Here is a 13,092-nt window from a genome sequence, read left to right on the forward strand (position 1 = left end):
TTTGATGACACAGACCATACTCTTTGACCCGCTGCTGCCCTGGCCTGTTCTTGCCGGTTTGGTGGCACTGGTGCTGGCCAGTATCGTGCTCGCCATTTGGCGGCGCTTACCCGGCTGGGGGCTACGTGGGCTGGCAGCGCTCTGCCTGCTGGGGGCCCTGACTGGCCCGCTCAGCCAGAGCGAAGACCGCGCGCCACTCAGCGATATTGTGCTGGTGGCGGTGGACAACAGCGCCAGCCAGCAGCTGTCGGATCGGCAGGCGCAGATGGCAGAGGCCCGCGCCGGATTGGAACGGCAACTCAACGCCCGCCCCAATACCGAAACCCGCTGGATCACCGTCGAAGACAGCCCCGGAGACGGTGGCACCACGCTAATGCAGACACTGTCTCAGGCGCTGGCGGATGAACCCCAGGGGCGCGTGGCCGGCATCATTGCCCTGTCAGATGGCCAGGTGCATGACACCGAACAGCCCATAGATCTGCCCGCACCGATGCATCTGTTGATGACCGGCCGAGAGGGGGACTGGGACCGGCGCCTGATCCTGCGCAATGCCCCGGCCTTTGCCATCATCGGCGAACCCATCACCCTGACCCTGCGGATCGAAGATCAGGGCACCCCGCCCCCGGATCAACGTCAGGCCCCGCTTGAGATCTCCATTGATGGCGGCCCGCCCCAACGCTTTAACCTGCCGCTTGGGGTGGATTTTGACCTGCCCCTGACCCTGCCCCATGGCGGTCGCAACGTGATCCGCTTTGCCACCCCGGAAATCCCAGGCGAGCTCACCGATCGCAACAATGCCGCCCTGGTGCAGATCAACGGCGTGCGGGACCGACTGCGGGTGCTCTTGGTCTCGGGCGAGCCCCATGCCGGCGGGCGCACCTGGCGCAATCTGTTGAAATCCGACAGCTCGGTTGATCTGGTGCATTTCACCATCCTGCGGCCACCGGAAAAACAGGACGGGGTGCCGGTGGATGAGCTGTCGCTGATCGCCTTTCCCACCCGCGAGCTGTTTCTGGAAAAGATTGACGACTTTGATCTGATCATCTTTGACCGCTACAAGCGGCGCGGCATCCTGCCGGCGATCTATCTCGACAATGTGGCCAACTATGTGGAACAGGGCGGCGCGGTTCTGATCGCAGCCGGGCCGGACTTTGCCAGTGCCGATTCGATCTATCGCTCGCCGCTGGCGCGGGTGCTGCCCGCCGCCCCAACCGCACGGGTGCTGGAGCAGGCCTATCGCCCCAAAGTCACCGAGCTGGGCCATCGCCATCCCGTCACCGCCGGGCTGGAACCGCCGGGGAAAGAGGGCGAGCCACACTGGGGCAGCTGGCTGCGCCAGATCGAAGTTGCCGCGCCCCAGGGCCATGTGCTGATGCAAGGTGTCGAGACCCGACCACTGCTGGTGCTGAACCGGGTCGCCGCCGGGCGGGTGGCCCTGCTGGCCTCGGACCATGCCTGGCTGTGGAGCCGGGGCTATCAGGGCGGCGGACCACAGCTGGAACTGCTGCGCCGGCTGGCCCATTGGATGATGAAAGAGCCCGAGCTGGAAGAGGAAATGCTCTGGGCTGAGGTCACCGGACAGACCATGCAGGTGTTTCGCCGCCGGATGAGCGGCACCGCAGGCGCGCTCACCGTGACGGCGCCGGATGGCAGCGAAACCAGCCTGCAGATGCAGCAACGCGCGCCGGGCCTGTGGGAGGTCAGCTATACCGGGGCTGAACCCGGGCTCTACCGGCTGAGCGAAGGCGCGGTCGACACGGTTGTTGGCCTCGGCCCCGCCGCGCCGCGCGAATTCCAACAGACCATTGCCACAGCGGATCTTTTGGCCCCGGTGCTGGCGCCGCTGCGTGGGGGCGCCATGGCCCTGGAAGACGGGCTGCCGCGCCTGCGCGAGGTCAGCGCTGGTCGTCCCGCCTCGGGGCGCGGCTGGATCGGGCTGACGCCACGCGCCGCCTATGAGACCCGATCGGTATCACAGACCAAGCTGCTGCCAGCCTGGCTGGGCCTATTGCTGGCAGCGGGTTTGATCATTGCCGGCTGGCTGCGCGAGGGACGCCGCTAGCAGACCGCGCGGCCTGTCCCAGCAAGCTGCAAGAGAGCAAAGGCAAGGGGCAAGGATGGGGCTCCTGCCTCTAGTGAAGCAACCTGTCGATTTCGACGCCAACACTGACGCTATGACCGGCGCTATCCAGCACCACCAGATTGGCAAAGCCCGGTCCCGGATTTGGCACTTCAAACTCACGGCGGCGCTGGCCCTTGGCCAGAACCCGACCATCCGCCAACAGGGCAAAGGGCGCGGTGCCGCCGCGCAGCTTCACCAGCAGCGGTGCGCCCTCCAGCGCCAGGGCCGCCCCATCCGGGGGAAACAGCACCTGCGGTGCGGCAGCGCTTTGGGCAAAAACCGCATCCCGCGGCCGGAACCGGCGCAGCGGCAGCGGCAGCTCTGCCGCCCCCAGGATCAAGGTGGCGGCAGGTGGTGGCGGCGGTGGCGCAGTTTCGGGCTTTAGACGGCCAAAGGCTTCAAACAGCACCGGCGCAGCCAGATCGCCACCAAAGGCCCCCGGCACCGGGGTTCCATCGGCCCGCCCCAGCCAGACGCCAATCACATGCTGCCCATCCCAGCCAATCGCCCAGGCGTCGCGGTGGCCATAGGAGGTTCCGGTTTTATAGGCCAGCACCCCGGCCCGGGCACCGGGCGGCGGCGCCAGCCCACGCAGGATATCCCCCAGCTGCCAGGCGGCGACCTCGGACATCATCCGGGGCAGGTCTTTGGCTCCGGCGCTCTGCAGCGCGCGCAGCTGCGGCCCCTGACCACCGGCGGCAATACCGGCATAGAGCTGCACCAGATCCTGTAGCGAGGTGCCAATACCGCCCAGGCTGATGGCCAATCCGGGCTTGCCACCTGGCAGCTTGGGCGTGGCGCCGCCACGCCGCATCACCGCCAACAGCTGCGCCGGGCCGATCTCTCGCGTTAGCCGGACCACCGGGATGTTCAATGACAGTTGCAGCGCCTCACGCACCCGCAGGTCGCCGCGAAACTGCCCGTCAAAATTCTGCGGCGCATAGCCATCAAAATCCACCGGGCCGTCATGGATCAGGCTCTCGGGGTGGACCAAGCCGGAGTCAAACCCCAGTCCATAGACCAGCGGCTTCAGGGTCGACCCCGGCGAACGCAGCGCCTGGGTCATATCGACAAACCCCTGCCGCGCACTGTCCTCGTAAGAGGGCGAGCCAACCGAGGCCAGGATCTCGCCGCTGCGGTGATCTACCGCCAACAACGCCGCAGAAACCCGGGGACCTGCCTTGCGGGCGGCCTCTGCCACCAGCGTCGCCATTTTGGCCTGCACCTGCGCATCCAGGGTCACCGCCAGACGCGAGACCCCCGGACGCGCTGCCAGCAACCGATCCGACAGATGCGGCGCCAGCCGGGGAAAGCCCTGCATCCGGCGCGGCAGGGGCGCCTGTTGCGCCACCGCAACCTGCGCCCCGGTCAGCAGACCCGCCTGCGCCAGCCGCGCCAAGACCCGATCCCGCGCTGCCGCGGCGGCCCCAGCGGCACGATCCGGGCGGCGGCGCTCAGGCGATTGCGGCAGGGCGATCAGCAGCGCTGCCTGCGAGGGTGTCAGCCGGTTGGGGGCCTTGCCAAACCAGGCATAGCTCGCCGCGCGGATGCCTTCGAGATTGCCACCATAGGGCGCATGGGTGAGGTAGAGCCCCAGGATCTGCTGCTTGGAAAGGCGGCGCTCCAGCGCCAGCGCCAGACGGATCTGACGTAGCTTGCCGGCCCAGGCTCCGGTGGTGCCATCCTCCAGCAGCCGCGCCAATTGCATGGTCAGGGTTGACCCCCCCGAAATGGTCCGCCCATGCCACAGCGCCTGCCCCACCGCCCGCAGCATGGCCAGGGGATCCACCCCGATATGAGTGTGAAACCGCTTGTCCTCATAGGCGATCAGCATGGCGATGAAATCCGGATCCACCTGCGCCAGTTGCGGTGCCATGCGCCAGATGCCATCGCCAACCGGATAGACCCGCAACAATGCCCCGTTGCGGTCCAGAACCTCGGTAGAGGTTTCTGCCAGCGTCACCGGCAGAACCGTCTGCGCGATCCATTGGTCAAAGCGCTGCAGCCCCGCCCCGGCAACCGCCAGGGTCAGGGCCAAGGCAAAACCGCGCTGCCACAGCCCCCAGCCAGATCCGCCCCTGCGCCTGCGCCCAGCTAACAGCCTGGCAAAAGGCGCAGCCAAGCGCGCCTTTACCTTCAGACGGCGGATCACCGGATCACAACCGAGTCCGCAGCAGTATGGGCGCGGTAGGCCGGGCGATACATGTCCTCAACCTGGGCGGCCGGACGATGGAAGGTGCCCGGCGTCACTGCGCGGCTGATATAGGCCAGCGTTGCGGTTTTGCGCCCTGACAGATCAATCGCCGCCAAGAACCGGTCACTGCGGAACTCGGCATGTTCTGCTGAGGTTGGTTTCAGCCAGGCTAAATCACGCAGATCCCCCGAGCGCAACAGATTGGGGTTGTCGATCTCGATCCCGGCGGCCAGCGGATCGCTGATCATCAGCCGCGCCCCCACGGTTTCATGGGGCGTGACCCGCAGTACGGTGACAAAACGATCCCCGATATCAAAGGCCGTGCCATCCAGCTCCTGCCCCTCTAGGCTGTAGTAGCTACGGGTGATCGTATAGCCATAACCGCCAGCGGCTGGTGGCACCTCAGGCACCCCCAGCGTGGTCAGGGTAAGATCCGTTACCGCGCCACTGGCACTGGTGATCGACATATCAGGCAGGCTCTGGCCGCCATCTATCTGCACAAAGGGCCCGTCTGACGGTTGGCCATTGATCAACATCCCCGAGCTCTCGGGGTTTTTGATCAGCGCATGGGCCGCCAAAAGCGTCCAGGCGGATTCCTGCGTCGACATCCGGGTGGTGTTTGTGCTGACCCGGGTACTCAGCGTCTCGGCGCTGATCACATCCGACCCCGCCTCCGTGATCAAAGCCAGAACCGCCGCCGCATCGCGACGTTGGGTGCCATAGTCCGCCCGCCAGACCGGACCTTCCTGCTCGGCCCGCTGCAACAGCTCGCCTGCGCGGGCAAACATCCGGTCGGCGCGGCGCTGATCGCCATAGGCCGCCAGAGCGCCGCCCAGCTGCGCCGCCGCCAAAGGCGTGGCAAAGGCCCGTGCCTTTACATCGGCATAGTAGCGCAGATCACCCATGGAGGCAGCGCCTTCGCGGGCCAGAACCAGCAGCGCATAGGCCACGTCTTCGCCGCCCTCCTCAAAATCAGAGGCGTAGTTCAGCCGGTTGCGCAGATTATCCATCGCCCGCACAAAGGCGGCCTCTGGCACTTCGTGGCCCTGCCGACGCGCCCGCGACAGGAAGTCGGAGGCATAGGCATCCAGCCAGAAATCACCGCTTTCGGCCCGCCACAGACCAAAGGCGCCATTGCTGGCCTGACGCGTCAACACCCGCTGGATCGCCGATTGGATCCGCTCCTTGACCTGCGGCCCGCGGCCCAACCCCAGCGACTGCGCCACCGAAGACAGATAGAGCAGCGGCAGCGCCGTGGAGGTCACCTGCTCGGTGCAGCCATAGGGATACTGATCGAGGCTTGCGAGCAGTCCAGGCACGTCAAATTTTGCCAGTGGTCCCGCCGACAGAACCGCCCGTGCAGTGCCCGGTCTGAGCCCGGCAAAGACATCCTCGGTCAGCTCAAAATTGCTGCCTTTGTTGAGGGTGAACCGGCGGGTAGTGGCCAGCACCGGATCATTGGCCCGCACCGGCAGGCGCAAGACCTGGCTCAGGTGTTTGCCATCCGGGGTAATCAGCGACAGGACCACCTCGGGGTCGCCCACAGCCGTTGCCGTGACCGGCAGCTCCAGCACCGCCTTGCCCTGGTCGCCCAGGGTGATTGATCCCGGCAGATTGCCCAGGGTGATCCCGGCGCCTAAGGACTGCGCCAGCAGGGTCATTTCTCCGGCGGGGCCATCGGCGTGCACCAGTTCAATATTGATCCGGCTTTGATCCCCAGGGGCCAGGAAGCGCGGCAAGGAGGCCGTAACCACCACCGGGTCGCGCACCAGCATATCGGCCTCGGCCTGGCCAACTGCGGCCCCGGACCAGGCCATGGCCATCAGCCGCACAGTGCCGTTAAAGGCAGGCAGATCCATCGGAAACGCAACCATACCGCTGGCATCGACCTGCACCGCGCCAGAGAAGAAGGCCACCAGATCCTGCGTCGGGGGCGGCGATTGCATCTGCATGCCCCGATCGGCATCGCCACCCGAGCGCAGCTGCCCCAAGACGCCATTGCCCGGATCAATCAACCGCCCGTAGATGTCGCGCAGCTCCATCCCCAGACGACGTTGACCGTGATAATGGGCGCTGGGATCCGGGCTTTTGAAGCCGGTGAGGTTGAGAATGCCAAGATCCACCGCCGCCCCCGTCAGCCAGACCTGTTCCCCCGGTTTGGCGCCAGTGACTTTGATCTGCGCCGTCTCGGTACTGCGGGGGCGAGCCACCTCGGGCACCTCGATGGCGACCTCGAGCTCTTGTCCCGGCTGGGTGATGGTTGCATGGGCCAGCCCCAGCGCCCGGGTTGGGGTGCGGCTGGTCTTGCCGGTCAGGGGCTGTAGCATCATTGCAGTGACATAGGCACCGCTGCCCCACTCCTGAGTGACGGTCAGTGGCACCAGCACTTCGCCCGCTTCGACCTCAACCGCGTGGCGTTCGATCACCTGGTTCGACAGGACCGAAATCAGCGCCGTGCCGGCGCTTTGTGGCACCAGCCGCAGCTGGGCGGTATCGCCGGGCTGATAGCTGTCGGCATCCAGGGACATCTCCAGCCGGTCCGGCGTGGCCGAGGCATCGGCGGGGGCATACCAGCCCGCGTAGAAATCCAAAGCGGCCTCGACGTAATCGCCATCTAGCCGCTCAACCACCAGTTCATAGCGGCCCCAGTCCGTCGGGGTCGACAGCAGAACAGGTGTCTCTCCCAACAGGGCTTCCCCCGTGGCGATGCTTTTACGGCGGGTGCTGCGCTCCCAGTTCCAATTGCCATAAAGCTGATACCAGTGATAACGGGTCTCGATCCGGTTCAGGCTCCATTTAACCCGCATGGGCATCGGCTGCTGATCCGGCGACAGGGCCACCAGTTCAAACCCGGCTTCGGTGCCCTCGGCGACCACCTCGTCAAACAGTGGTTTGATGCCCAGGATCGGCCCCGAAGGGCTGACCGGCAGATCCATCCGACGCTCAACCGGGCGGCCCGATCCGTCTGTCAGACGGGTGGTGAGTGAGGCTTCAAAGGGCTGACCCGTGGCCGCGACCACCGGCAGCTCAACGGTGAGCCGGGCCGCGCCACTGGCATCCGTCTTGTCACCGCCAAAATAGTTCCTTTGGCTGTCATTGGGCGCATCATAGCGGCCAAAGTGATAGCCGGGCCATTTCGTCAGAGTGCTGACCGGGCGCAGGCGCAGATCCCCATCAATGCCAAGATCCGCCCCCGGCGCCCCAAAGAGATAGCGCGCAGAGATATCCAGCTGGGCAAATTCACCGGGTGCCAGATTGCCGGAATTGGCAATGCTTTGGTCAAAATCTATACGTTCGGGCATAAAATCTTCGACCAGGATCTGACGGCTGGCCAGGGCAGGCGCTTTGACATCGCTCTTGACCTCAAGCCGCCAGGTGCCCCGTGGCGCGGTGCTGCCGACCGGCAGGTCAAACACATGGCCCCCCATGTTCCCCCCGGTTGACACATGACGGCTGTATTCCACCCCGTCAGGCCGGGTGAGGATCGCGGTCAGCGGCAGATCCTGGATCGCCTGGGCCGCGCTGTCGCGGGTCAAAGCGGTGACATGGATCACCTCCCCGGCGCGGTACGCCCCACGATCGGTGGCCAAAAACACATCCACCGGCCCCGACGAAGGCCGTCCCTCGACACCGCGATCTGACAGATCAAAGGCCGCATCTTTCAACGACAGGAAGGCAAAATCCTCAACTTCTGTGGCGCCCATGACCTGCGCCTGGATCATCGCCGCAGCCGAGCCGCCGCGCCCCCGGGCCAGACCCGGTGCAAAATGGGCATAGCCGGTGGCGTCGCTTGTGGCTGTGCCCAGCACCGCATTGGCATTGGAGATCAGCGTCACCTCGACCCCGGCGCGCGGCTTGGCATCGGACAGCCCTTGCACCTGAACGTGCAACCCGTCGCTGCCCGACATGGTGCTAAGCCCAAGATCAGTCAGAACAAACCACTGATTGGCACTGGGGTCTTCATAGGGGTCAGCGCCCTTGTAGCTGGCCGAGAGCACGTAAATCCCCACCGGCTGGTCGGCAATGGCTTCGGCCAGGGGCAGACGGGTGGTCATGTCCTGGTTCAGGGTGCTTTGCACCACCGCCGTGCCGCTCCAGACCTCCTCGGCGATGTCGCGGGCAAAATCTTCCTCCTGCCACTGCGACAGGGGGCGGCCGAAATAGCCCTCCTGAAGGCTGCGCAGCAGGTTTCGGTCACTGACCCGGCGCAGTTGCAGGGTGAGCTCCGTCAGGTTTACGGTTTCAACCGGCAGCGCCGCCTGATCGGTCTTGGCCAAAACATAGGCCCGCCCCGGAAACCGCACTGCCGGGCTGCGATCGCCAATGTAGTGGGTGAGCTCCACATCCTTGATCAGCGCATCGCCATTGCCCGCAGGCAGACCGCTGCGCAGGGTCATCTGGTAGCGGCGACCATGTTCCAGCCCCTCGACACAAAGCTCCCGACCCTCGGCAGTGGCGACGATTCCTGGCGCTGACAGTTTCAGGTAATCCTCATAGGTGACGCCGCTCAGCAGCAGGGGTTCGGAGAACTCAACGCAGAGACGTGGTGTGGCGCTGTCGCTTTGCACCCGGCTGTCGGTGACGCGAAAGCCGTATTTTTCGATCATCCGGTCCAGCAGCCGGGCGGTATCCCGGCGCGGTGCAATCTCTTCGGCCAACCGCAGCAGCGGCAGCATATCCCGCCCCCGTCCCAGTTTTTCCAGCGCCCGTGCAGCGGCAACCAAACCGTTGACCTGAACCTCACCGGAGGAGGCACGCAGATAGGCGTTGAGACCAGCCGCCAGCGCCTGTTTCCGCGCCTCCCGCTTGGCAGAGGAGCCGCTTTGATTATCGCTATGGCGCAGCAGCACAGCGGAATATTCCGCCCAAAGCCCGGCTTCATCGCTCAGCGCAACCGCCTGCGCCAACCACCGCAGTGCGCCTTTGGTATTGCCGCCCCGCGCCTGAATCCGCGCCGCCGCGACCATGTCTTCCAATGCCGCACCCTCGGACGGGAACTGGCGCCCCATCTCTGCGGCAATCTGGTAGGCATTTTTGAAATCCGCGTCACGCAGGCTGGTCAAGCGCTTGGCCCGTGCGGCGCCCTGGGCCAAAAGAGCAGCAGGCTGATCCTGTTTCAGGGCCGAAATCGCCCCGACGAATTGCGACGCCGACTGCATGTTCTGCTTTGGAAAACAGGCGTTTGAACGGCTATTGTAGGAGAACCCAGCGCAGCTGTCCTGGGCGCTACAGGCCGCCTGACACGATGCCAGATCCGTATCAAACAGCGCCTGCAGATCCGATCCGTAATAATCGGTATCCATAAAGCCCTGATAGCGCTGCGGCGGGATAACGGAATCTGCCTGCGCCGCAGTTGCAAAACCCGTTGAAATCCCAGTGATCAGCACAAGGGCAAGATGCGCGATGGCGGCCGCTCGCTGCCGCTGTTGCGGGTCGGTGTATACAGGCCGCCCTGTCCAGCCGAAAACACGCTGGCAAAATGCGTGGAGAAAAAAGGTGAACCGTTGAATAAAACAAACTGGCATAGCGCCCTCCTAAATCAAGCACAGGCTGGCACGAGCTTAACATCATAGCAAGAAGTTCACGCGTAAGACTGTTGCTACGACCTTTGTATTTTCACCCGACTGTCGCCCCCCATATTTTGGGGGACTGTTTGTTGTATTTGTTGGAGCCTGCAGGGATGAGCCTTGCTGACAAAATCGCGGAAGAGCGCCGGGCCAGACTGGCGGCAGAGCGCCTGCTTGAACTCAAGCAGGCCGAACTCTCAGCTGCGAATCGCAAACTTGGTCGCCACGCTCTGGCTCTGACCAAACAGATTGGGGTAACCCAGGCCGAAGTGGCCACCGTGCGGGATGAAAACGCCAAGGTAAAATCAGACCTGAGCATGGCCAATGAAAAGATCGAAACAGCAGAGCGGCGGCTCTGGCATTCGATCCAGGCCTTTCAGGACGGGTTTGCCTTTTTCAACGCCGACAGTCAGCTCATTGGTGCCAATACCGCCTATCTCAATATTTTTGACGGGCTGGAGGAGGTCACGCCGGGCATCTCTTACATGCGCATTTTGCAGATCCTGACCGACGAAGGCCTGGTCAACACCGGTGATATGAAGCCGGACGCCTGGCGCGCAATGATGAGCGAGCGCTGGCTGTCGATGTCACCGGATCCCGTGATCATCCAAATGTGGGATGATCGCTATCTGCGTCTCATTGACCAACGGGGGCACGGGGGCGATGTGGTGAGTCTGGCGCTCGATATCACCTCGTCGGTGCATTACGAAGAAGAACTGCGCAACGCCCGTGAACGTGCCGAAGCCGCCAACCGCGCCAAGTCGGCGTTCCTGGCCAATATGAGCCACGAAATCCGCACGCCGATGAACGGTGTGGTCGGTATGGCCGAGTTGCTGAACGACACCACGCTCAATGACGAACAAAAACTCTACGCCACCACCATCAAGAACTCAGGCGAAGCGCTGCTGGTGATCATCAATGATGTGCTCGACTATTCCAAGATCGAAGCCGACAAACTGGTGCTACACGAAGAAGCCTTTGATCTGGAGCGCTGCATCCACGAAATTGTCATGCTGCTGCAGCCCACCGCACGGGACAAGGGACTGTCGATTCTGGTGGATTATGACCTATTCCTGCCAACACAGTTTGTAGGTGATCCAGGGCGCATCCGTCAGGTGTTGACCAATCTTGCCGGCAATGCGGTCAAGTTCACCAACGAGGGCCATGTAACCCTGCGGGTAACCGGAATTTTCAACCATGACCAAGGCATCTGCGCGGTGCATTGCATGATAGAAGACACCGGCATTGGTATCCCGGAAGAAAAGATCGACCACGTGTTTGGGGAGTTCAACCAGGTCGAAGATGAGCGCAATCGCAAGTTTGAAGGCACCGGTCTGGGGCTGGCAATCTCGCGGCGGCTGATTGAAATGATGGAGGGCGAGATCTGGGTCGAAAGCGACGAAGGCAAAGGCTCCTGCTTTGGCTTCCGCATTCCCCTGCCAATCGTGGAAGGCTCCCATGGTGCAACGCCCAAACTGCCCAAAAGCCTGCGCCATATTATGTTGGTGGACGAATCCACCCTCAACAGTGAAATCCTGCAACGCCAGCTGATGCTGCTGGGCGTAGAGACAACAATCGCGGACAGCGTCTCTGCAGCCTTGGCAAAAATGAATATCGGCGTCGATTTGATTCTGGCCGATCATGCCATTGCCGGTGGCGGCGGGCTCGCACTGGCGCGCCAATTGCGGCAAAGCAAATGGGCCAGCCTCCCAATGGTCATGCTGTGCAGCAACCCCCATGAATACTCCGAAGATGAAATTCTGGATCTCAAGGTGGACCTTCTGCCGCGTCCCACGCCACGCGATGAATTGTTTTCCAAGCTTGAAAGCCTCGGCAATGCGCTCATCGATAAACCCGACCGGACCGGATTGGCAGCAGCCGACACCACAGAGCTGACAGACCAGACAGGGGCAGGCGCAGAGACCGACGCCGCTTCCCAGACCCTGGAAGAGGCCTATGCAGCCGACAATGCCGCCATGCAGTTGTCGGCACCTGACGATCCCGGGACACGCCAGATGCGCATTCTGGCGGCCGAGGACAACAGGACCAATCAGCTGGTTTTCCGCAAGATGGTCAAGGATTTCAACATCGAACTGCAATTTGCCAATAACGGCGTCGAAGCGGTGGCGCTGTATCAATCCTTTGAGCCGGATCTGATCTTTATGGATATTTCCATGCCGGAAATGGATGGCAAAGAGGCAACCGGCGAGATCCGCAAGCTGGAAGCCCAAACCGGGCGCCATGTGCCGATCGTTGCCCTGACCGCCCATGCGATGAGCGGCGATTCCGATGGCATCCTCGCCGCCGGGCTGGATCATTACCTGACCAAGCCCCTGCGCAAGGCGGTAATCCTGGAGCGCATTTTGCAACATACCACGCAGGCGTTTCAGTCCATCGAAGTCACCTCAGCCGCCTAGGGTCAGCGCCTCACACCGCCGGGTGACGCAGAAATACCGGCTTCATCGGCTCTGACAGCTGTGGCTGATAGACATATCCGCCGCTGTCAAACTCCTGCAATGCCGAGGCATCAGCAATCCGGTTCTGGATCACATAGCGCGCCATCGCCCCACGGGCGCGTTTGGCATAAAAGCTGACCACCTTTGGGGTGCCGTTTTTGTCTTCCATAAAGACCGGCGTCACCACCTGCGGTTTGAGCGCCTTCAGATCCACTGCGCCAAAATATTCTTGGCTGGCGCAGTTCACCAGGACCTTGGCCCCGACCGCTTCGGCCTGGGCATTCAGCGCCTCGGCGATCTGGCTGCCCCAGTATTCATACAGATTTTTGCCGCGTGGGTTTTTTAGCCGCGAGCCCATTTCCAGCCGGTAGGGCTGCATTGCGTCCAGCGGCCGCAACAGGCCATACAGACCAGACAGAATGCGAAAATGATCCTGTGCCCAGGCCATTTCGTCGGGCTCCAGCGAAGCCGCTTCCAGCCCCTGATAGGTGTCACCGGCAAAGGCCAACGCCGCAGGGCGCAGATCCGCCGCCTGTGGATCTGCGGCAAAATCGCGGAACCGATCATAGTTCAGCTTGGCCAGGTCCTCACTGATATGCATCAGCTTCATCAGCTCTGGCACAGTGAGCGCACGCGCCACGGCATTCAGAGCGATGGCATCATCCTGAAAGGCAGGAAAGCTCATCTCCTGATCCCGCTCCGACCAATCCAGCTTTTTGGCCGGGGATACCACTACCAGCATCGCGCGCTCCT

The 13,092-nt window shown here is 63.2% G+C and carries 5 protein-coding genes; 2 read left to right on the forward strand and 3 right to left on the reverse strand.

Going from position 1 to position 13,092, the window contains the following annotated elements; translation table 11 throughout:
* The first annotated feature begins 4 nt into the window (after positions 1 to 4).
* The gene (locus tag JZI28_RS18570) at positions 5 to 2,062 is read left to right on the forward strand and encodes a hypothetical protein (protein ID WP_375698552.1); all 2,058 of its coding nucleotides are present in this window, start codon (positions 5 to 7) and stop codon (positions 2,060 to 2,062) included.
* Between the two features lie 70 nt (positions 2,063 to 2,132).
* Here the strand turns inward: JZI28_RS18570 and pbpC are convergent, their stop codons facing one another.
* Positions 2,133 to 4,181, reverse strand: a complete 2,049-nt coding sequence (gene pbpC / locus JZI28_RS18575) for a penicillin-binding protein 1C (RefSeq protein ID WP_375700123.1) — start codon at positions 4,179 to 4,181, stop codon at positions 2,133 to 2,135.
* Between the two features lie 89 nt (positions 4,182 to 4,270).
* Positions 4,271 to 9,619 (reverse strand): alpha-2-macroglobulin family protein, encoded by a 5,349-nt coding sequence (locus tag JZI28_RS18580; protein WP_375700124.1) that lies wholly within the window; start codon positions 9,617 to 9,619, stop codon positions 4,271 to 4,273.
* Between the two features lie 377 nt (positions 9,620 to 9,996).
* On the opposite strand from JZI28_RS18580, the gene JZI28_RS18585 reads away from it, so the two are divergent.
* On the forward strand, positions 9,997 to 12,300 hold the full coding sequence (locus JZI28_RS18585) for a response regulator (protein WP_375698553.1): 2,304 nt from the start codon (positions 9,997 to 9,999) through the stop codon (positions 12,298 to 12,300).
* 10 nt (positions 12,301 to 12,310) lie between these two features.
* On the opposite strand, the gene yaaA is transcribed toward JZI28_RS18585, so the two are convergent.
* A complete protein-coding gene (yaaA, locus tag JZI28_RS18590; protein WP_375698554.1) occupies positions 12,311 to 13,081 on the reverse strand; it encodes a peroxide stress protein YaaA in 771 nt (256 codons plus the stop codon).
* Between the last annotated feature and the right edge of the window lie 11 nt (positions 13,082 to 13,092).

The organism is Pseudophaeobacter sp. TrK17 (assembly GCF_042192375.1).
Classification (GTDB): Bacteria; Pseudomonadota; Alphaproteobacteria; order Rhodobacterales; family Rhodobacteraceae; genus Pseudophaeobacter.

Coding starts and splice junctions, on each gene's coding strand:
- JZI28_RS18570 (WP_375698552.1), top strand. CDS start 5: ATGACACAGACCATACTCTTTGACCCGCTGCTGCCCTGGCCTGTTCTT.
- JZI28_RS18580 (WP_375700124.1), bottom strand. CDS start 9,619: ATGGATACCGATTATTACGGATCGGATCTGCAGGCGCTGTTTGATACG.
- JZI28_RS18585 (WP_375698553.1), top strand. CDS start 9,997: ATGAGCCTTGCTGACAAAATCGCGGAAGAGCGCCGGGCCAGACTGGCG.
- yaaA (WP_375698554.1), bottom strand. CDS start 13,081: ATGCTGGTAGTGGTATCCCCGGCCAAAAAGCTGGATTGGTCGGAGCGG.